This is a genomic window from Dyadobacter ginsengisoli DSM 21015, from assembly GCF_059568735.1.
Map to the genome: position 1 here is coordinate 1 of NZ_JCANTY010000010.1, position 20317 is coordinate 20317.

At 48.0% G+C, this 20317-nt stretch carries 19 protein-coding genes and 1 pseudogene; 11 read left to right on the top strand and 9 right to left on the bottom strand.

Features of this window, described 5'->3' with window-relative positions; genetic code table 11:
• Nucleotides 1-1370, bottom strand: a pseudogene (locus tag BP71_RS30845) (gliding motility-associated C-terminal domain-containing protein); the annotation flags it as partial.
• A 277-nt stretch (nucleotides 1371-1647) separates the two neighbouring features.
• Between BP71_RS30845 and BP71_RS30850 the strand changes: the two are divergent.
• From BP71_RS30850 to BP71_RS30865, 4 genes are all read left to right on the top strand, one after another.
• Nucleotides 1648-2319, top strand: a complete 672-nt coding sequence (locus BP71_RS30850; RefSeq protein WP_496385478.1) for a succinate dehydrogenase cytochrome b subunit — start codon at nucleotides 1648-1650, stop codon at nucleotides 2317-2319.
• Between the two features lie 50 nt (nucleotides 2320-2369).
• On the top strand, nucleotides 2370-4358 hold the full coding sequence (locus BP71_RS30855; RefSeq protein WP_496385479.1) for a fumarate reductase/succinate dehydrogenase flavoprotein subunit: 1989 nt from the start codon (nucleotides 2370-2372) through the stop codon (nucleotides 4356-4358).
• 74 nt (nucleotides 4359-4432) lie between these two features.
• Nucleotides 4433-6022, top strand: coding sequence for a DUF8728 domain-containing protein (locus BP71_RS30860; RefSeq protein WP_496385480.1), 1590 nt, complete (start codon nucleotides 4433-4435; stop codon nucleotides 6020-6022).
• A gap of 35 nt (nucleotides 6023-6057) precedes the next feature.
• The gene (locus BP71_RS30865) at nucleotides 6058-6810 is read left to right on the top strand and encodes a succinate dehydrogenase/fumarate reductase iron-sulfur subunit (protein WP_295934177.1); all 753 of its coding nucleotides are present in this window, start codon (nucleotides 6058-6060) and stop codon (nucleotides 6808-6810) included.
• A gap of 322 nt (nucleotides 6811-7132) precedes the next feature.
• Here the strand turns inward: BP71_RS30865 and BP71_RS30870 are convergent, their stop codons facing one another.
• From BP71_RS30870 to BP71_RS30885, 4 genes are all read right to left on the bottom strand, one after another.
• The gene (locus BP71_RS30870; RefSeq protein WP_496385481.1) at nucleotides 7133-7756 is read right to left on the bottom strand and encodes an OmpH/Skp family outer membrane protein; all 624 of its coding nucleotides are present in this window, start codon (nucleotides 7754-7756) and stop codon (nucleotides 7133-7135) included.
• Nucleotides 7757-7845: 89 nt separating this feature from the next.
• Complete coding sequence (locus tag BP71_RS30875; RefSeq protein WP_496385483.1) at nucleotides 7846-8211, bottom strand: hypothetical protein; 366 nt, start codon at nucleotides 8209-8211, stop codon at nucleotides 7846-7848.
• A gap of 11 nt (nucleotides 8212-8222) precedes the next feature.
• Complete coding sequence (locus tag BP71_RS30880; protein ID WP_496385484.1) at nucleotides 8223-10676, bottom strand: penicillin acylase family protein; 2454 nt, start codon at nucleotides 10674-10676, stop codon at nucleotides 8223-8225.
• Between the two features lie 27 nt (nucleotides 10677-10703).
• Nucleotides 10704-11441, bottom strand: coding sequence for a copper homeostasis protein CutC (locus BP71_RS30885; protein ID WP_496385485.1), 738 nt, complete (start codon nucleotides 11439-11441; stop codon nucleotides 10704-10706).
• 323 nt (nucleotides 11442-11764) lie between these two features.
• Here BP71_RS30885 and BP71_RS30890 point away from each other — a divergent pair, with 323 nt between their 5' ends.
• Nucleotides 11765-11986: a DUF2795 domain-containing protein gene (locus BP71_RS30890; RefSeq protein ID WP_013927448.1), complete on the top strand. Its 222-nt coding sequence runs from the start codon at nucleotides 11765-11767 to the stop codon at nucleotides 11984-11986.
• Between the two features lie 185 nt (nucleotides 11987-12171).
• The gene (locus BP71_RS30895) at nucleotides 12172-12825 is read left to right on the top strand and encodes an AlbA family DNA-binding domain-containing protein (protein ID WP_496385486.1); all 654 of its coding nucleotides are present in this window, start codon (nucleotides 12172-12174) and stop codon (nucleotides 12823-12825) included.
• Nucleotides 12826-12829: 4 nt separating this feature from the next.
• On the opposite strand, the gene crcB is transcribed toward BP71_RS30895, so the two are convergent.
• From crcB to BP71_RS30910, 3 genes are all read right to left on the bottom strand, one after another.
• Nucleotides 12830-13213: a fluoride efflux transporter CrcB gene (crcB, locus tag BP71_RS30900; RefSeq protein ID WP_496385487.1), complete on the bottom strand. Its 384-nt coding sequence runs from the start codon at nucleotides 13211-13213 to the stop codon at nucleotides 12830-12832.
• 32 nt (nucleotides 13214-13245) lie between these two features.
• Entirely contained in the window at nucleotides 13246-13599 is a 354-nt protein-coding gene (locus BP71_RS30905; RefSeq protein WP_496385488.1) for a DUF3127 domain-containing protein, read from the bottom strand.
• Nucleotides 13600-13676: 77 nt separating this feature from the next.
• A complete protein-coding gene (locus BP71_RS30910; protein ID WP_496385489.1) occupies nucleotides 13677-14822 on the bottom strand; it encodes a cystathionine gamma-synthase in 1146 nt (381 codons plus the stop codon).
• A gap of 164 nt (nucleotides 14823-14986) precedes the next feature.
• Here BP71_RS30910 and BP71_RS30915 point away from each other — a divergent pair, with 164 nt between their 5' ends.
• From BP71_RS30915 to BP71_RS30935, 5 genes are all read left to right on the top strand, one after another.
• Nucleotides 14987-15673 carry a TVP38/TMEM64 family protein gene (locus tag BP71_RS30915; RefSeq protein ID WP_496385490.1) on the top strand — a complete coding sequence of 229 codons (687 nt, stop codon included), beginning with the start codon at nucleotides 14987-14989 and terminating at the stop codon, nucleotides 15671-15673.
• A 126-nt stretch (nucleotides 15674-15799) separates the two neighbouring features.
• Complete coding sequence (locus BP71_RS30920) at nucleotides 15800-17383, top strand: sodium:solute symporter family protein (RefSeq protein WP_496385491.1); 1584 nt, start codon at nucleotides 15800-15802, stop codon at nucleotides 17381-17383.
• Nucleotides 17384-17452: 69 nt separating this feature from the next.
• The gene (locus tag BP71_RS30925) at nucleotides 17453-18433 is read left to right on the top strand and encodes a dihydrodipicolinate synthase family protein (RefSeq protein ID WP_496385769.1); all 981 of its coding nucleotides are present in this window, start codon (nucleotides 17453-17455) and stop codon (nucleotides 18431-18433) included.
• A 59-nt stretch (nucleotides 18434-18492) separates the two neighbouring features.
• Nucleotides 18493-18792, top strand: coding sequence for an RNA polymerase sigma factor (locus BP71_RS30930; protein ID WP_496385492.1), 300 nt, complete (start codon nucleotides 18493-18495; stop codon nucleotides 18790-18792).
• Nucleotides 18793-18944: 152 nt separating this feature from the next.
• Nucleotides 18945-19820 carry an AraC family transcriptional regulator gene (locus BP71_RS30935; RefSeq protein WP_496385493.1) on the top strand — a complete coding sequence of 292 codons (876 nt, stop codon included), beginning with the start codon at nucleotides 18945-18947 and terminating at the stop codon, nucleotides 19818-19820.
• On the opposite strand, the gene BP71_RS30940 is transcribed toward BP71_RS30935, so the two are convergent.
• On the bottom strand, nucleotides 19821-20255 hold the full coding sequence (locus tag BP71_RS30940; protein WP_496385494.1) for a DoxX family protein: 435 nt from the start codon (nucleotides 20253-20255) through the stop codon (nucleotides 19821-19823). It lies immediately after the preceding gene.
• Nucleotides 20256-20317: the final 62 nt, after the last annotated feature.

A 20317-nucleotide genomic window follows, 5' to 3' on the forward strand; every position in this document is an offset into this window, starting at 1 on the left:
TAGCCTGATCCTGGCGGAATGCCTGTGATACATACGTCTTCGGGTATATCGGTACATTTTTCAGCCCTGTAAACAGCGATTTTGGCACCTGCGACCTGGCATTTGTAGGCATCCCAGTTGAGGCGGTAAGCGGTGCCTGCGGGGTCAGTTGCAGCGGTAGCCCTGAGTCCTGTGGGTTTGGGGCCATATACCTTGATGCTCAGGGTTGTCATATCGACGAGCTTGCGGAACAAAGAGGGGTTGGGGACATTGGGTCCTGGTGCATCCTCGACTTTGAACAGCACGTCATAGGGTTCGAGCCTGATATGGTTGCAGGAAGTCTGCCATGAGAAGACGCCAGAGACGGTCCCTTGTGTTCCTTGCTGTGCGACGGTGAATTTGGCCAGGGCCGGAGCAACGAGCGAACTTTGGTAGACACCGCCTGTGGAGGTGAGATTGAGCTTGTCGCCGTTTTTATCGGTGGCTGTGACGGGCTGGTTGATGAGGGTACCTGCTTCAACGCAGATATCGGGCAGGGGCTGCATTAATGGCCGGTCGTTGCGCGCGTCGCCGACCAGAATTTGCATGTCCCGGATAATCTGGCCAATGAGCACACCATCCCGCCATTCCTCCACGACAAATGCAATGTTGTATTGTCCTGCCCTGGCGGGGGCGTCCCACACAATGTCGCCAGTTAAACGATTAATGCTGAAAGTGGCGGGAGAAGCACCAGCTTCGGTTTGGCCCGGGGCACCGATAAAATTTGGATCCTGATAGGGAATGTTCTGCCCTTTTCCGCCGCCTATACTTTGTTGAGGAATATACATTTTATAAGACAAACTATCGCCGTCGGCGTCGAACGCGTTGGGATTATGAATATAGCGTTGTCCTACGGCAGCCAGGTCTATGGGTGGATTTAATAGAACAGGTGTTTGATTAGGTCCCAATGTAGGATTGATCTCCAGAATTGAATGCACATAAAAGTTTAGACCGTCTGTGCCTATGCCATTGTTGAGATTCAGCGTGTTAGCATTTCTGTTTTCCATCCGTACAGATATCTGGTATTTGCCGGCTGCCGGGAAGGTGAATGTTGTGGTGTACTCATTGTACGTAGTGCTGTTACCGATATTGCGAACGCTGGATGGTATCCTGGCCACCTTGAACGGGCCTTCACTCCCAAAGTAGAAGTCCACAAAGTTAGCGGAATTGGCAGCGTCGATGCCTCTCGGAGACACGTCGAAATAGGCCGAGAGCTTAATTTCGTAGGTCAGGGAGGAAATACGTTTTGCCGTGATTTCGCCAGCGCGGAAATGCGTGGCCATGGCGTCGGTGAGTGACACAAAAAGGAAAAGAAGAACAATCTGAGTCAGGACGGGTATATGTAAACGCATGAGTTGAACAGTTGGTAGTCTTGTCGATAGCTACTCAACGAAATTGGACGTCAAAAATGTGTATAAGCCGGTTACATCGATGCAATATAAGTGGTGTGTACCAGCACGTTTCCGGAACAGATGCTAATCAGTCTAAATAATTCTTAATAATGATTATAAATAGACTGCGCGGTTTGCAAAAATGAAAGGAATTTTTGCCTAGCATACGTTTGTGATATACCTTTGAAAGGTTCTAAATATACCTCATTTTTTTGCACTAAAACCATTCGTTTCGATTATGTCGTGGTTTTCACAAACGTTAACGAGCTCTATCGGTAAAAAACTCCTGATGGCTCTTACCGGACTTTTTTTAATAAGCTTTCTGGTGATTCATGCCACCATCAATGCCATGATTTTTTACAATGATGGCGGAGAGACTTTTTCCCACTGGGGACATTTTATGGGTACCAACCCTATTATACGTACACTCGAAATCGGCCTGGTAGCGGGATTCCTGCTTCATATTATCGATGGTTTGCTGCTTTGGAAAAATAACCGCGACGCCCGTCCGGTAAAGTATGCCGTCAATAATGCCGCAGCCAACAGTACCTGGTATTCCCGCAGCATGGGGTTGCTCGGCACCTTGCTTCTGATTTTCCTCGTCATTCATACTTCGCATTTCTGGATTCCGAACCGATCCAATCAGTTTGCCACGGGTGAAGAACTGAACCTGTACCAGATGATGCTCGAAACATTCCAGAACCCGGTGGTGGTGATCATCTACATTTTGGGTTGCGTTTCCCTTTTCTGGCATCTGCTGCATGGGTTCAAAAGCGCATTTCAGTCGTTGGGATTGAACCACATCAAATACAACGGAGCCATTTCGTTTATCGGAACCGCGTTTTCGATTATTGTTCCGCTCCTGTTTGCATTGATGCCGCTTTCAATCTATCTCGGCTGGGTTAACTAGGCCCCGTCAAAGTTTCATTTTTAAATTTCTGATTAAATAATATCTGATATATGGCAACTTCATCTCGTCTGGATGCCAAAATACCACAAGGACCGCTGGAAAGTAAATGGAGCAAATACCGCTCTTCCGTACCGCTTGTAAACCCTGCCAACAAACGTAGTCTGGAAATCATCGTGGTCGGCACCGGTCTTGCAGGTGCTTCTGCGGCGGCTACGCTGGCGGAACTCGGTTACAAGGTCAAAGCATTCTGTTTCCAGGATTCTCCACGCCGTGCGCACTCGATTGCAGCCCAAGGTGGAATCAACGCTGCTAAAAATTACCAAAATGACGGTGACTCGGTTTACCGTCTTTTTTATGATACAATAAAAGGAGGGGATTATCGGGCTCGTGAGGCCAATGTGCATCGCCTTTCGGAGGTTTCCGGTAACATTATCGACCAATGTGTAGCTGCGGGGGTACCGTTCGCGCGTGAGTACGGCGGCTTGTTATCCAACCGTTCATTCGGTGGAACCCAGGTACAGCGCACTTTCTACGCGGCGGGACAGACCGGCCAGCAGTTGTTACTCGGTGCTTATTCCGGTTTACAGCGCCAGGTAGGTATGGGTACCGTGAAGATGTACAATCGCCACGAAATGCTCGATATCGTTAATATTGATGGCAAATGCCGGGGTATTATTGCCCGTAACCTCATTACCGGTGAGTTGGAAAGACACGGAGGACATGCGGTATTGCTTTGCACGGGTGGCTACGGAAACGTGTTTTACCTGTCGACCAACGCGATGGGTAGCAACGTAACGGCGGCATGGAAGGCGCACAAGCGGGGAGCTTTTTTTGGCAACCCATGCTTTACACAAATCCACCCGACCTGTATTCCCGTGTCCGGAGAGCACCAGTCGAAATTAACCCTGATGTCGGAATCGCTTCGAAACGACGGACGTATCTGGGTTCCGAAAAAGCAGAATGACAATCGTCCGGGCAATGAAATTCCGGAAGAAGAGCGTGACTATTACCTGGAACGCCGCTATCCTGCGTTTGGTAACCTTGTTCCGCGTGACATCGCGTCGCGCGCAGCCAAAGAGCGCTGTGATGCGGGATATGGTGTAGGAAGTTCTAAACTGGCGGTTTATCTCGACTTCGCTGCTGCGGTAGAACGCTACGGGCGGGGAGAAGCCAATAAGAACAATATTCACAATGCGTCCGATGCAGACATTACTGCGTGGGGTAAGGCTGTTGTGAAGGAAAAGTACGGTAACCTTTTTGATATGTATAAGCAAATCACCGGAGAGGATCCCTACGAAGTGCCTATGCGTATCTATCCTGCGGTACACTACACCATGGGCGGTCTTTGGGTTGACTATAACCTCATGACAACCGTTCCGGGCTTGTATTCATTGGGTGAAGCAAACTTCTCTGATCACGGAGCCAACCGTTTGGGTGCTTCTGCGCTGATGCAAGGGTTAGCCGACGGATATTTCGTGATCCCTTACACTATCGGAGCTTATCTGGCGAACGAGATCCGTACCGGAAAGATCTCGACAGACCATGAGGCATTTGTGAAAACCGAAGAGGAGGTAAGAGGCCGTATCGAGAAGCTGCTGAGCATTCAGGGCAAAACATCACCGGAGCTTTTCCATCGCCGCCTTGGTAAGATCATGTGGGACAAATGCGGTATGGCGCGTAATGAGAAAGGTTTGAAGGAAGCGATCCTTGAGATCCGTGAACTGAGAAAAGAGTTCTGGTCGGATGTAAAAGTGATGGGTACTGCTACTTATTTCAATCCTGAACTGGATAAGGCCAATCGTGTGGCAGACTTCATCGAACTGGGTGAGCTGATGTGCCTCGATGCCTTGACACGTAACGAATCATGCGGCGGACATTTCCGGGAAGAATATCAGACAGAAGAAGGGGAGGCATTGCGGGATGATGAGAATTACATGTTTGTGTCTGCCTGGGAGAGCAAAGGAACCGAAGAATGGGAACTTCATAAGGAGGAACTCGTTTACGAAAATATCAAGATTGCACAGCGGAGCTATAAGTAAGCAGCGCTGAATTGCTGATGCGGTAACTTTTGTTGCCGCATCATTTGAAATTATACACCTCTATCATAAAATAAATGGCATACCCTGCCCAGAGAATCATTTCGTGGTTCGTTTTCGCCCTAGGCGCCGGATCAGCATTGTTTTTTGCATTATTTACCGACCACCGTTGGGAAGACTGGTATATTACTTTCAGGGCGTCGAAAAATTTATCGGAGGGACTAGGGTTCACCTTTAATTTGAATGAACGGGTGCATTCGTTCACGTCGCCTCTGGGCACGCTGATACCGGCACTCCTGAATTTCATAACAAGGGACGATGAAGCGGTGATCTGGTCATTCCGCTTTATCAACATGCTGTTGATAGGCGTAGTGGTGAAGCTGGTCTTTGATCTTTTCCGCGATACTGTGAAAGCGCCTGCGTGGGCTGCACTGCTCGTAGCGCTGGCGCTGATATTTGATGAAAAGAGCATTGATTACAGTATCAACGGGATGGAAACGGCGTTCATGCTGCTGGGAGTTGTGCTGTTGATGAGTGAGCTGTTTAAGACCACTCCGCCGGAGCCAGTGAAGCTGGGTGCAATATTCGCCTTTTTAATGTGGAGCCGCCCGGACGCATTTATCCATATCGGCTCCCTGTTGCTGGGGTATTTGTTATTCAGAAACGGCTCCTGGCGTTATATTGGGCTGTTTTTTCGGAGTGGGATATTGGGGATTCTTTTTTACCTGCCGTGGATACTTTTTGCGTGGTGGTATTACGGAAACCCGGTTCCGAACACGATCCTGGCAAAGGGCTTTACACTCACACTGGGCAGTATCGCCGATCGTGCATTGCATTATGTGCAGTCGGTATTCATGGGGCTGGTTTCGAACGAGGCGCCATTCCTGTGGATTTTCGCGCCGGCCTATTACTATTTTGAAAGCTGGCCGGTTGTGTTATTGTTTGTTTTAAAGTGTATTACATATATAGCAGTGTTTCTTTGGGTTGTGCCAAAGATCAATGCCAATGCGAGGTTCCTCTCGTTTGCAGCATTTCTGGTGGCATCCTATTTGAATATCTTTTCACCGACCATTTATCCATGGTATATTCCGGCGGTGATGGTGATCGCGCTGGTTGCGCTGGGTTGTGCGGTAGCGCAGCCGGTAAGAAGCGGGATACTCGAAGGTCGCAGGAGCCTGGTCGCAGTGAGTGCGTTAAGTGTAATCCTCGTCATGCAGATTTGGGTGTATACGGGCGGTTTGCTGCAAATGAAATCGCAGCAGGAGGTTATCGAGAATGGATTGAGAAAAAAAATAGGGCTTTGGCTTAAAGAAGAATCAAAGTCGAAGGAAGAGACAGTCTTCCTGGAACCGCTGGGTTACATTGGCTTCTATTCGGAACTGACGATGTATGATTACCCGGGACTCTGTAACACGGCGGTGATTAATGCCCGCAAGAAGCTGAAAACGGAATCTTATGTGGCGCTGATCAACTACCTGCAACCGAATTGGGTGGTTTTCAGGCCCTGGGATCTCGGGAAGGCGACGGGAGAGGAAGCCGAGGTATTTGCCCGTGGTTACGAGTTAGCCCGTACTTTCAGCCAGAAAGAGCAGCTGAAAGAGCTGAATGTGTACGGCAGGAATTATTTAGCTTACGACAGTGAATTTTTAGTTTATAAGAAAAAGTAATATCAGTAATAAAGAATATAGGTATGGAAGGAAATATGAGTTTGTCGCTGAAAGTATGGAGACAAAGTAATAAAGATGCAGCAGGAGGGTTTGAAAACTACAAGTTGGATCACGTCTCTCCTGACATGTCGTTTCTTGAAATGTTCGATGTATTGAATGAGCAACTCATCGAGGAGGGAAAGGAACCTGTGTCGTTCGATCACGATTGCCGTGAAGGGATTTGCGGGGCCTGTTCGATGTACATCAATGGCCGTCCGCATGGTCCGCTGCGTGGCGTAACAACCTGCCAGCTCCATATGCGGTCATTCAAGGACGGAGATACCATCGTCGTTGAGCCCTGGAGAGCGTCTGCTTTCCCGGTAATCAAAGACCTCGTAGTGGATCGCGATGCGTTCGATCGCGTCATTTCTGCCGGTGGTTTTGTTTCAGTCAATACCGGTAATGCGCAGGATGCGAATGCACTACCTATCGCTAAGGAGGCTGCTGATGACGCTTTTGCGGCGGCGGCTTGTATCGGATGCGGCGCTTGTGTGGCGGCTTGTAAGAATGCTTCAGCGATGCTGTTTGTATCAGCAAAAATTTCCCAGCTCGCATTGCTGCCGCAAGGACAGGCAGAACGCAGCATCCGTGCCGAGAAAATGGTCGCTCAGATGGACGCGGAAGGTTTTGGGGCATGTACCAACACCGGCGCGTGCTCAGCGGAATGCCCTAAGGAGATCAGTCTGGAAAACATCGCGCGCATGAACCGCGAGTATATTGGCGCGAAGTTCTCTTCTTCCGCAGTTTAGGATATAGCAATATTATGTACAGAGGCAGCCGGGCAACCGGCTGCCTCTGTTTTTGTTTGGTGCAGACCTTGAATCAGTTAATATTTCAAAATGTTTATACTGTATTGGCAAGGACGCAACAACACGGATATGAGGATTGAGATACAGACCACTCAGCCTTGACGACGAGGAGTTCTATGAATTTTCAGGCAGAATGATCAGCTCAAAATAGAAAGGTAGAGGAACATTGAAATTGTGTAAAATCAGTTTATACAAAACAGCGAAGCAGATGGTCAAAAGGCCGTCTGCTTCGCTGTTTTTGATATTTCAGATTAACGAAAGATTATTTCTTCGCCGTAGTATCAGCAGGGGCCGGTTTACCTGAATTTTTATATTCTTTGTTCAGACCGTCGATGATCTTTTGGGTTACGTCCAGAGAAGGGTTCGCAAAAAGGATACCGCCACCCAGGGAATAACCTAATACGTATTCGTATCCATTCTCCTTATTGTATTTATCGATATAAGCGCGGATGTTCTTGTACAGCTCTTCGTTCTTTTTCGCTTCCTCCTGTCCCAGAGCCTGAGCTGACTGATCGCGATAAGCCATCAGATCCTGTTGTTTTTTCATGAGTTGTGCCTCCGTAGAGCGGGCTTGCTCAGGCGTCATGGTTTGTGCTTTTTGCTGAAAAAAAGCGACTTCGTTTTGCAGGGAACGTCCTTTGGTAGTCAGCTCGTTTTCCAGCTGGAAGTTTTTGTTTTCAAGCTCTTTTCTGGTGTCTTTGAAGAAATCGTAGTTTTTCAAAAGAGAATCCACCTGAACGTAAACAGTGCGGCGACCCGCTACTACTGCACCATCTGCGGCTGCACCTGATTCTGTTGACGACTTGCTTGAGAAATGTAGGAAAAATAACACCGCTACGGCAAGCGAAAGAACGATGTTCCAGATCAATGAAGTATTGTTGTTCACGGATTTTTAAGGTTTTATTGTTTTTGAACGAGCCGCAAAGATAATGATTTGTGTTTAAGTACAATGAATAAGTGGGGCACTCAACAGGTTCATGAAGTGCGTCCCGAGAGCGGGAGCGGGTTTTGCCGGAAGATCTCCCGGATCCATCGCCCGGTCAGGCCGGAAAAGCCGCCTATCAGCCCGCTTATCACTGCTGTAATGACCAGCAACAGGATGCCGTTGGGCAGCATAAAGATCTTGGCAACCCTGTCGGACATGGCGCCATCAGAGATAAAATGCTGGTAATAGCCATAAATCAGCCAGGGAACAGCGATGCCTCCAAAGCCGACCCAGAATGCTTCCCCCGTTCTGGAAGGTTGCCAGAGCAGGATCACAAAGGGGACGATGGCGATCACCCACCAGGGTGTGAACAACTGGAGTATAACGGATAAAATGGCTATCAGGATAAATTTCATAAAGGAGGGGGTTAGCGTTTTTTCAAAACAAGGATCGACGCCAGATGAGGTATTTTCTGATCTGCCGATGTCAGGAATATCAGTTCATTAAGTTCTCCCTTTTCCCATTTTTCCAATAAGTTGAGATAGTAGGGGCTTCCGGGATTGCCCGACTGTCCGCCGGGGTAGATGCCATAAGCACGCGGCGTGGGCCCCAGCTCGACAACCATCCGCCACGAAGGTCCTTTTCTTTTTGTAATTGCATTAACGATGCTGCTCCCCCCGCCTGTCGTGAGCGGCGGCGCATTGAATGGCTTGATGCTGCGGCTCAGATGCCGGATCTCGGCTGCCTTTACCTTCGACCACTGCCATTCAGGACTCATGGTGCCTTTGTGAGCAGTTAGCGTGTCGAGCGAAGCATTAAAGCTTTGGTACACCAGGTCGGGTAGGGTTTCTTTTTCTGTTGTATTGAGATTGTCGAACCATTTTGCTTCCGGTTGCTTCAATATCAGGTATAATGTCCGGTCACGGGATGGGTATTCCATGGGAGCGCCTGGCGTGTCAAAGTCGTCAGCCCATATTGCCTTACCCAGTAGTGGAAACCATGTTTCGAAAATGGACGCTGCTACCGATTCGGGCGCATTCTGGTAGTCCCAGTTGGAAAGCAATATACGCGCAGCTTTTTGCCGGGGCGTTAATGCGCGTGTTTCGAGTATACTCAGCAACCTGGGTAGTAAAGTACGCGCCAGTACACTGAAATTGTCATTCTGTAACATCCGGAGGCTGTCTGCATTGGCATTGGTCATCGCTTGCAAGCGTTCGTTAATTCGAATTCCTCTTTCAGAGGGTGCAAAGCTCCAGTTGATGTAATAGGGGTAGGTCGTATCGGCAGACGACTGATTGGCGCTGCTGACGAAGCCTCTCGGCGGGTTTTTTACAAATGGATTCTGTTCGGCGGGAACCCAGCCATTCCAATCGTCAGAAGGCGAGCTGCCGTCGAGCAGAAACTTGCCTTGTTCTTTATATTTCAGAGGCAGTTTGCCATTGACTGTAATGGCGATATTCTTTTCATTATCGGCAAAAATGAAGTTCTGGGCAGGGCCGACATAATGCGAGAGAGCCTTCCGGTAGTCATCGTAGGTTTTCGCCTTGTTGAGTTCATAGAATGTGATGAAGCTATTCCCCGGCTCGTGCCCGATCCATTTAGTTGCGAGGTTGGGAATATCGGAGGAACCATCCGAGTCGGTGACAGGGCCGTGATGCGTATAGATGATCTGCTCGCGAACCGGTTTTAGCTGACCTTTTACATATATAATCTCCTCCCGCTTATGAGTGGGTTTCCATTGGTTGTCATGCCAGTAGAAATTCCGGTACTCGTTTTTGAATTTGATTTTATATAGATCAAAAACATCCGCATCCACATTGGTAACGCCCCAGGCTACCTGCTGATTGAATCCGATGATCACGCTTGGAATGCCGGGAAGTGATACGCCACATACATTCATATCCGGCGAATGCAGTTGTACCTGATACCAGATGGAGGGCAGCGAAAGTTCGAGGTGGGGATCGTTGGCTAGGATCGGGTAGCCGGTGATCGATTTCTCAGCACCTACTGCCCAGTTGTTGCTGCCAATTCCTTCTTCTTTGGGAAGCCGTTCGGATAATGCATTCGAGGACTTTTTGATGAATGAAATACTGTCGCCGGTTTCCATAGGCGGAATCGGTCGGGGAATAGGAAGGCGCTGAAAATCCCAGGGCGTTCCGGATGGGATAATGGGGCTTTCCTGTAACATCGGGTAGTCGGGGAAAAGCTGCGCAATCGTTTCTCTTCCATATTTTTTCAATGCATTGGTCATCGCGAACTCGTTGGATCGCCCCGCGAGTGTGAGGGTCATCTGTTCGAGCATATACATGGTGTTAATCGGTTTCCATGTTTCCGGCTTATATCCCAGTAACTTGAACTCAATCGGATAGTCCTTAGGGGAGAGCTGGCGGATATACGCATTGACGCCTGCCGTGTAGCCAAGCAAGGCCTCGCGGGAGCGGGGGTCGCTCATGGCTATTTTCAGATTTGCTTCAGCCCCGTACCCCATCCCCAATCGCCGACTCTGCTGATCCATCGAGAGCGTAGCCGGGCCCAGTATTTCAGAAAGCCTTCCCGCCGCGGCCCGTGTCTGCAGATCCATTTGCCAGAGCCGGTCTTTGGCGGTAATATAGCCTTGTGCATAAAAAAGGTCGAAGTCGTTTTTGGCAAAGATATGCGGCACGCCATAGTCGTCGAAGCGGATGGTAACCTCACCTTTCAGGCTATCCAGTTCCGTGACCTGCCTGCTTTTAGGGTCCACGGGCTTCTCCCCATTTTGCCAGAGGCCTGTGAACGGACTTAAAAAGGGCCCCAGTGCAGGAGCCGGTCCCCAGGGCTTGTCGAGGGCGTAAACCAGCCCGGCGGTTACTGCGAGAGATAGGATTGCCTTGATAAACTTCATGGGGAGGACGTTGACACTTGTTTGTAATCAGTTCGACCCGGAAGCAACCTGGACAATGGCTTCCACTAATCGCAGGTCGCTAAAAAGAACCGAACGTTCATCCGGTATTTCGCCGGCCATCGAAATACCGTCGGGAAAGAACTTCTGCCGGCCCGGCCGGAATGCCTTGGCAGTGAGATGTAACGAATGGACGCCGGTAGCAATAAGTTCGGCGGCATTGTGGTGATTTACACCGCCCCCCGCCATGATTTCAATGGAACCATTCGCTTGGTTTGCCAGCTTAGTGAGCAAGTCGGTTGCCTGAATTGCCGAAGGCTTTTGTCCTGACGTAAGAATTCTTTCCGCACCGGTAGCGATCACATCTTTAAGTGCCTTCACCGGATCCGGTGTCAGATCAAAAGCCCTGTGGAATGTAACTTTTAGCGGAGCTGCATAATCAACCAATGCCTTCGTTCTGGAGACATCCACTTGGCCATCGGGGGTGAGAATCCCCAGCACGACACCGTTAACTCCAATCTTCTTGGCCAGGTCGATGTCTTTTCGCATGATTTCTTCCTCAAAGAAGTCATAGACAAAGTCACCGCCGCGTGGACGGATCATGACAAAAAGCGGGATGTCGATATGGTTTCTGACAATCTCTATCAGCCCTGCACTGGGGGTAGTACCGCCCTCTCCGAGACCGCCACAAAGTTCGATCCTGCCTGCGCCGCCTGCTTGTGCATTAATACAGGATTCTAGTGAATAGGCGCAAATTTCAATAGTCATATAAAGGTATTTGTAATGATGAGGGAAATTAAGGGTTTTTCCCGAAAGAAGAACGAGATGTCATAAGGACAGCACACTGAACCTGTAATGTTTGATACCCGGACCGGTTAAAGCGCCCATGTTTCGGAACTTCAGACCCGAAAGAATTTTGTAATGTGCGTTAGACTTTTAATATTTTGATTATCAGCTAATTAATTATTATAATGAAATTAATTTTTCAGCCCGGCAATTATTTTTCTTTTTTTTTGCTTTAAGCTTTTAAAAGATATCAAATTTTTTACTTTTGCAAAAAAGTAAAGTAACCATTAATAGGCGAAAATATTATGTACTGGACTCTCGAACTCGCATCGTACCTTGAAGATGCTCCCTGGCCAGCTACCAAAGACGAGCTAATTGACTTTGCAATCAGAACAGGCGCTCCGTTAGAAGTAGTTGAAAACCTTCAGGAGCTTGAAGATGATGGTCAGCCTTATGAAAGCATTGAGGAGATTTGGCCCGACTATCCCACGAAAGACGACTTCTTTTTTAATGAAGATGAATACTAGCTCAAACGGCACTTTATCGGTGCCGTTTTTTTATGCATACGGGTCAGTTTTTTGCGTAACTCGCTTCTCATTATTTTTTTTATCTGGCAAAAGGAATGTAAATTGTTAGCGTTAACAAAGAAGAGAGCGAGGTAAGTTACCGAAAGTGATTTAGTCATAACTCAGAATTTATCCATTCCAACCCGATGGAGCTTCGATTGTTGAAAGAGCTGGTTAAGAAAGGTGAGGGTGAGCATCTGGAATTCAAACTGAAATCCAATCATCCCGAGAAGATTGTCCGAGAAGTGGTTGCGTTCGCAAATTCGGGTGGTGGGAAGCTGCTGGTAGGAGTCGGTGACGATAAAACATTAAAAGGACTTAAAGATGCTGATGAGGATGAGTTCACACTCTCCCGGGCCATCGACAAGTACATTTTCCCCAGGATAAGTTTTAAAAAGGAACGTGTTGCCGTCAGCCCCGACCGCGATGTGCTGGTTCTGACCATTCCCAGGAGCATTGACAAACCCCATTATGTAGTAGATGATACCGGTAACCGGCAGGCATACATTCGCGTGGACGATAAATCGATTCAGGCGAGCCGTGAGATGAAAGAGATCATGCGGAGGGGCAGAGGCGAGCGGGACATCAGTTTTCAATATGGGGATAAGGAAGAAAAGCTGATGAAATTGCTCGACGAAAAAGAATCAGTGACTGTCGACCTTTTCGCAACATTTGCCGGAATTCCCCGTAAAATCGCTTCCAACACATTGGTCGTCATGGTACTCGCTCGTATCCTCGAGGTACATCCGCAGGAAATGATCGATAAGTTTACGATGTCGATGGCTTACCAGTCGAGCTAAGTCGCTATACTGCGAGAAATGTTTTACCAAGCCACATTCCCAAAAGGGTTGCTGAAAAACAGGCAACAATACTGATCAGGACGTTTAATGACGCTTCTGTCCAGCGGTCGTGAATAAAGAGTTGGATGGTTTCGTTACTGAAACTCGAAAAGGTACTGAAACCTCCGCAGAACCCCACCACGATAAACAACCGGGCGGTCGTTACCAGATCCGGTGATTTAGGCATCGCCCATCCGGAGAAGGTGCCGAGTATGATGCAGGCCAGAATATTGGCCGTCAAAGTCCCGAATGGGAATATTGACGGCCAGGTAGAAAATGCCCGGGCGATTCCATAACGCGCCAAACTGCCGAGCCCGCCACCGATAAAAACAAGCATCCAATGATTCATGGTGTTGGCTGGCGGTGGAAATGTTGTCGATATCAGAATGGAAGATCGTCCGACTCGTCTTCGGTGAAAGTAGTAACGGGAGGTAGTGGATTTCCGCCAGCATGTTGAGGTGCATTGCCGCTTCCTGCTTTTTCCACTTTCCACGCTTTCACCTCCGTGTACCAGCGCGAATTATACTCACGACTTTCCACATCAATGGAAGCGGTTACCGAGTCGTTCACCTGGAGGTTAGCCTGGTCAATCTTATCACCCCAGAGGGATATACATACTTTTTTAGGGTACTGAGAAGGTATTTCAAGGATAAACTCCTGTTTGCGCCATGTTCCGTTTTTCCCCTGGCCATTTACTTCCGGCAGCAAAGCAATGACTGTTCCCGATAGTTCCATTGATTAAATATGTTTTTAGTGTCTTTCAAAAATGGTTCCAAAAGTAAGCGTTTTGTATCTTGATTGCAATGCTGCAGCTATTCGGTTCCGATGGCCTCAGCCAAATCATTGATAAGATCTTCTACATCCTCGATACCAACACTGAGGCGAATCAGGGTGTCTTTCAAGCCTGTTTTAAGGCGCTCTTCTTTGGGTATGCTCGCGTGGGACATGCTCGCAGGGTGCGCACAGAGGGATTCGACCCCACCCAGTGACTCACCAAGGGAAAAGATCCGAAGTCGTTCCATGGTGTGAATGGCTTCTTCATAAACATCCCCTTTCAGCTCGAATGACAGCATTCCGCCGAAACCTCTCATCTGTTTCGCGGCAAGTTCGTGGCCGGGATCATCTTTCAGACCCGGGTAGTACACTTTCCCGACTTTCGGGTGGGCCGAGAGCCAATCGGCAACTTTCGCCGCATTCTCGCAATGTCGCTGCATGCGCACGTGAAGTGTTTTTAGTCCGCGCAACACCAGAAAGCAATCCTGTGGGCCGGGTACTGCCCCGCTTGCGTTCTGGATAAAGGCCAACTGCCGGGCCAGTTCGTCATCACTGGTAATGAGAGCGCCCATTATGGTATCCGAATGCCCGCCGAGGTATTTCGTAACAGAATGCATGACCACATCGGCTCCCAAATTCAACGGATTCTGCAAGTAAGGGGAAGCAAAAGTGTTATCTACTACCGTAACTACGTTTCTTTCGCGGCAAATGCGGGTAATCTTTGCAATGTCAATGATTTTCAGCAACGGATTAGTGGGGGTTTCCAGCCAGACCATTTTAGTTTTATCTGAAATCAAACCGGTTATATCGCTGATACTGCCCGTATCGACAAACTTGAAATGGAGCCCGAGCGGCTCGAAAATGCGCTTCATCAGACGATAGGTACCCCCGTAAATATCATTGGTGGCGATGATCTCATCCCCGGGGCGATACAGTTTGAGTACAGCGTCGGTGGCAGCGAGGCCGGAAGCGTAGCAGATTCCGTGCTTGCCGTTTTCCAGCGCCGCCAGCGCCTGCTGCAATGCGGTGCGGGTTGGATTGTGGGTCCGTGCATATTCGTACCCCTTATGCTTGCCGGGGCTTTCCTGGACGTAGGTGGAGGTCTGGTAAATCGGCGTCATAATGGCACCGGTACTTGGATCAGGCCCGACGCCGGCGTGTATTGCTTTGGTTCCGAATTTCATTTTTTGTGGTTTGGAATGCCAGGAAGATATGAATTAGCACGAATGTAACTGAGTGAAAATTTGTCCCCTCATGGCATGAAAATATTAGTCTACAAAAGCAAGATTACAAAAACCTTTTAACCTGACAAGTGGTTATTCAGGTGATATATAAATGTTCGCTAGCCTTGGAAACGTCGACACCAAAAAGATTTTCATTACCGGTCGTCATAAGTGTATTGATGACGATCGTGCCATTGGTGACGACCTCTATTCTGACGGCGTGGGCTATCAACAATGAAAAGGTGTTGCGTGCAATGCCCATCGAATGGTGGCTGGGTATTACATTCATACTGACGCTTGCGTCGGCCGCTGCGCTGACACCCCCCACTTTTCTGGCGCTGGTGTATGGCTATTTTCTGGGATGGGCATCATTACCGATGCTTTTCGCTCTCAACCTTGGTGCAATTGCCATCATATATGTGTCGGCTCATTTTCTCCATGCCGCCTCAGTCCGGAATTACCTGATACAGGTCTACCCACAGGTAGCAACGCTTTTACGAAGGTTTTACAAGAATGAGTTAAGACTGATATTTTTTGCAAAACTGTCTCCCGTGCTGCCATTTGCCATTACCAATCTGTTTTTCGCTATGGCCGGCGCGCGTTTCAAACAGGTACTTGCTGGCGGGACGATGGGGATGATCCCGAGGACATTGCTCGCTGTTTGGGCTGGTAAGGAAGCACAGGATATCCGGTATCTGCTCGAACATCCGAATGAAGGATTGGCGACTAAAATCATCCTTATCGTATTGATCGTTATTTCCACGCTGGGGATCGGCTATTTCTTCAAAAACAAAGATATGGTAGAATCATAGGCACAATATCTTGGAATGACCCGGATCGTTTGGTAATATCGTACAATAATAGGATATAAAATGCCACAAAACCATAGACTTCATCCTGTTTCTTTGTGGTAAAGTTATACTTACCCGAAAAGTAGAATGAAATCCTTACCATTCGTTGATCTCGTCATAGTGATTGCCTACCTCGTAGGGATGGTTGCGGTAGGGATATATTTTTCCAGAAAGAACACCAACGCCGAACAATTCACGAAGGCATCAGGCCGCATTCCCGGTTGGGCCATCGGTATTTCTATTTACGCGACGTTTCTGAGTAGCAATACTTTTCTGGGTGTGCCTGGCAAGGCATTTGGCAGTAACTGGAGTTCGTTTGTTTTCAGCCTTTCGATGCCGTTCGCAGCCTGGGTGGCTACGAAATACTTTATCCCTTTTTACCGAGGCACCGGTGAAGTATCAGCTTACACACACCTCGAACACCGTTTCGGGCCATGGGCGAGAACTTATGCCGTGGTATGCTTTCTCCTGACCCAGCTTGCGCGGATGGGCTCTATTTTCTTCGGTATCGCATTGAGTCTTCAGGCATTAACAGGCTATCCGATGTCGACGATCATGATCGTAGTTGGAATATGCATTGTGTTATACACCGTAATGGGTGGAATGGAGGCGGTGATCTGGACCGAGGTTGTGCAGGGAGTAATTAAAACCATTGGCGCGCTGATTATATTGTACCTCGTTGTAAATGGCGTGTCGGGCGGAATGTCCGGTATTATTGATATCGGGAAAGCTAATGACAAGTTCAGTCTCGGTACTTTTGCGCCGGACTTCACGACAGCCTCCTTTTGGGTCATTTTTCTGTACGGGTTTTTCATGAACCTGAACAATTTTGGGATGGACCAGAATTATGTGCAACGCTACCATACCACTTCGTCTGCGAAGGAAGCCTCACGCTCCGTATGGCTGTGTGTGTATCTGTACGTGCCCGTTTCACTGATATTTTTCTTATTGGGAACCTGCTTATTCGCTTACTATCAAGGTAATCCTGAGCTTCTGCAAACAATTAAAATGCAGGTTGCTGCTGAAAAACTGCCGGGCGGAACGGCAGAGGCGGTCACAAACCTGGCAGCTACACTGGCGCCGGCAGATTACGGAGATAAAGTAATGCCTCATTTTATGGTCACCAAAGTTCCCGTGGGTCTTTTAGGACTTATCATTGCGGCGATTATGTCGGCAGCGATGAGTACCATCAGCTCAGGCATGAATGCTTCTGCAACTGTTTTTTCAGTGGATATTTATCAAAAGTACGTTAAGCAGGACCTCACCGCCGGGCAGTCGTTACGCCTGCTTTACATAGCCACGACCGTTTTCGGTTTACTCGGTATGGTGACTGGCATTGCGATGATCGGCGTAAAGAGCGTGCTGGATGTATGGTGGATGCTTTCCGGAATTTTTGCGGGTGGAATGCTTGGGTTGTTTCTGCTAGGCATGATATCCAAAAGCACCGGTAATGCCGAAGCGCTCACCGCAACACTGATCGGAATCATCGTGATCATCTGGATGACTTTCTCCACTCAACTTCCTGATCATTATTCCTATTTACGTAATCCGCTCCACCAAAATATGATCATGGTGGTGGGGACATTGACGATCTTTTTGGCGGGAATGCTGCTGACGAAGTTCAGACGTAAGCAACCCATCGAAAATGAGGTGCTCTTGCATAGCAAGTGAGAACGGGTTCTATTTCATAGAATGCTGATTTGGTAGAATTAGTCACGTACGCAATATAATCTAACTATGATGTCATCTGTAACGTCTTCCTCTATGTCGTTGCCTCAGGGATTTATTCCCGTTATGCTAACCCCCTTTCTCGAATCGGGAGAAGTAGATTATGAGGGATTAAAGGCTCTGACCGAGCTGTACCTTGAAGCAGGTTCCGCCGGCCTTTTTGCAAATTGCCTTTCCAGCGAAATGTATGAACTGACAGAGGATGAGCGATTGAGGGTAACTAGCACGGTCGTAGATCAGGTACAGGGACGTGTGCCCGTGGTGGCAACTGGAACCTTCGGCGGGCCGATTGCCGGGCAAGCGCAATTTGTCAAACGTATATATGATACCGGTGTGCAGGCTGTGATAGTGATAACGGGCCTGTTGGCGGATGAAGACGAATCAGATGAGGTATTTGTGGAGCGGGCCAAGGAACTAATCAGCCTGACAGGTGATATTCCATTAGGATTTTATGAATGTCCTGTTCCGTATAAGAGATTGATTAACAGTGAAATTCTGGCTGAATTGCTGCCGTCGAACCGCATTATCTATCACAAAGACACCTGCCTTGATCTGGAAGAAGTGATCAGGAGGATCAAAGTGGCGGAGGGATACCGATTCGGATTGTACGATGCCTACATGGTGAATGCAGTGGCATCGCTCCGGGCTGGTGCAGCAGGGTTATCATGTATCCAGGGAAATATTTACCCCGAACTGATCGTGTGGATCTGCGAAAACTACGATAATCCGGAGGCCGGGGAAAAGGTGGGTCTGTTGCAGAAATTTTTCTTAGAATCGATGGATATCGTACATACGGCTTACCCGACCATCGCCAAATACTGCCTGCAAAAAAGAGGTTTCCCTATTTCGACCTATACAAGAAGAGACGTAGGGGAATTGACCACCGATTTGCAGGACCAAGCGGATCTGTTACTGGAACAGATTGATCAGTTGCAGATCGAACTCAGCATACCCAGTGTCTTTAAAAAGCAGCTGGTGACACCATTGAAATAAGTCAGATTGGTTTCAAACCCTATACTTTTAAAGCTATGACTTTTCCCAATCAACAAATTTTGCAGCAGGTAATACAGGGCGATGAAGCGGCATTTATTCAGTTACGTTCGTATTTTCATGTCCCTGCATTCAAATTTTGCTCGGTCCTGTTAAAGGATGAAAAAGAGGCTGAAAGTATAATAGATCATGTTTTTACAAAGATCTGGAATGAGCGGGTCGACTTGAATACAAACGGTAATTTTCAATCTTACTTATTTACCAGTCTGAAAGATCAGATTTTCGGTCAGATGAAAAAGTATAATGACCCGGCGGCACGTAAGCAATATCTGGACAGAATGCACGCATTCCGTGCCGGTTGAAAAACGGTATGCAGGGGGAGGTAATATTAGTATTACTCGATTAAATAGTACTTTTTTTAAATCTTGTCCACAGAACAGGATGGATTATTAAAAAAAATTCTTTTAAATTGAGCAATGGCAGCCAACCTAAACCCTGCCAGCGTTAATTTAAAATGAAACCGCATTTTCATAAAGTCCCGATTCCGTCAAGGACTTCATTCAGCATACGTCATGATAAAGGCTCCGGATTCGGAACGGTGTGGCACTATCATCCGGAGCTTGAACTGCATTACCTGGTTAAAGGGAAGGGCGTTCGGTTCATCGGCGATAACATCAGCAATTTTTCCGACGGAGAATTGATATTGCTGGGAGAGAACCTTCCGCACACCTGGCGTGTGGAAGAAGGTTCAAGCAATGTTGGTGTAGAGGTCGTTATCATTCACTTCCTGCCCAACTGTCTCGGCAGTGAGCTGCTGCTCCTGCCCGAAGCCTATCAGATTCCAAAACTCTATGAAAGGGCGAAAAGGGGCCTTTTGATACGGGGTGAGGCGAGAGAGAAGGTGATCCGTCTGATGCACTCGGCTGTTGATGCTGAAAACCTCGAGCGGCTGATTGCATTATTGTCCATCCTGAAGATTCTCGCTGAAGCGACGGAATATGAAACGATTGCGTCGGCCCATGCATTCTACAAATCCAACGACGCCGAAACACTGCGGCTGAACAAGATTTACGCTTACACGCTTTCGAATTACAGGAGCGACATTTCTCTTCAGGATGTGGCCTCGATTGCCAACCTGGGTATTACTTCATTTTGCAGATACTTCAAGTTGATGACTAAAAAGACATACAACGACTTTTTGGTGGAGATCCGGATCAGTCAGGCCTGCCGGTTTCTGATTGAAGACAAAATGGCTACGGAGGTGATTTGTTTCGAGTGCGGTTTTAACAATGTATCCAATTTTTACCGGCACTTTAAGAAGGTTACCGACATGACACCATTGGAATACAAAAGAAAATATCTTTATAAAGCCGCACCCGAAATGGCCTGATTAGTGATCGTGGGTTTTCATCCATTGGTCCATGGAATACCGTCCTGATCCGATGATAGCGAAGGTAACCACCAGGATAAGCGTGATCATCGAAAGCCAAAGCTCTGAATTGAGATAGGAAAATCCCATCCGGATATTTACAAAGAAAACGGCAGTGAGCAGGATCGGCACCTGAATGATGGATGCAATTCTGGTGAGGCAGCCCATGGCAATCAGGAACCCTCCAAAAATATGCGCAAATGCAACGTAGTGTACGGCTGTGACTGTGTACAAATGAAAGTCCAGGCCTGTAACCAGATGAGACAACTTGGTGGTATCACTGATAAAACTGATACCCTTTGCAAACAAAAATACTCCCAAAGCAATACGAACTATGTCCATCCAGGCCGGATGGTGTGTATCGCCCCAATGCTCGATTCGATCCATCATGTTCATAACTTCTACAAAGTTTGGTTTGAAGAAAGATATGAATTTGAAAGGATTATGTCAAGACTAAA

Coding starts and splice junctions, on each gene's coding strand:
- BP71_RS30885 (WP_496385485.1), bottom strand. CDS start 11,441: ATGACTATTGAAATTTGCGCCTATTCACTAGAATCCTGTATTAATGCA.
- BP71_RS30895 (WP_496385486.1), top strand. CDS start 12,172: ATGGAGCTTCGATTGTTGAAAGAGCTGGTTAAGAAAGGTGAGGGTGAG.
- BP71_RS30855 (WP_496385479.1), top strand. CDS start 2,370: ATGGCAACTTCATCTCGTCTGGATGCCAAAATACCACAAGGACCGCTG.
- BP71_RS30910 (WP_496385489.1), bottom strand. CDS start 14,822: ATGAAATTCGGAACCAAAGCAATACACGCCGGCGTCGGGCCTGATCCA.
- crcB (WP_496385487.1), bottom strand. CDS start 13,213: ATGAATCATTGGATGCTTGTTTTTATCGGTGGCGGGCTCGGCAGTTTG.
- BP71_RS30905 (WP_496385488.1), bottom strand. CDS start 13,599: ATGGAACTATCGGGAACAGTCATTGCTTTGCTGCCGGAAGTAAATGGC.
- BP71_RS30850 (WP_496385478.1), top strand. CDS start 1,648: ATGTCGTGGTTTTCACAAACGTTAACGAGCTCTATCGGTAAAAAACTC.
- BP71_RS30920 (WP_496385491.1), top strand. CDS start 15,800: ATGAAATCCTTACCATTCGTTGATCTCGTCATAGTGATTGCCTACCTC.
- BP71_RS30940 (WP_496385494.1), bottom strand. CDS start 20,255: ATGAACATGATGGATCGAATCGAGCATTGGGGCGATACACACCATCCG.
- BP71_RS30860 (WP_496385480.1), top strand. CDS start 4,433: ATGGCATACCCTGCCCAGAGAATCATTTCGTGGTTCGTTTTCGCCCTA.
- BP71_RS30925 (WP_496385769.1), top strand. CDS start 17,453: ATGTCATCTGTAACGTCTTCCTCTATGTCGTTGCCTCAGGGATTTATT.
- BP71_RS30880 (WP_496385484.1), bottom strand. CDS start 10,676: ATGAAGTTTATCAAGGCAATCCTATCTCTCGCAGTAACCGCCGGGCTG.
- BP71_RS30865 (WP_295934177.1), top strand. CDS start 6,058: ATGAGTTTGTCGCTGAAAGTATGGAGACAAAGTAATAAAGATGCAGCA.
- BP71_RS30935 (WP_496385493.1), top strand. CDS start 18,945: ATGAAACCGCATTTTCATAAAGTCCCGATTCCGTCAAGGACTTCATTC.
- BP71_RS30875 (WP_496385483.1), bottom strand. CDS start 8,211: ATGAAATTTATCCTGATAGCCATTTTATCCGTTATACTCCAGTTGTTC.
- BP71_RS30890 (WP_013927448.1), top strand. CDS start 11,765: ATGTACTGGACTCTCGAACTCGCATCGTACCTTGAAGATGCTCCCTGG.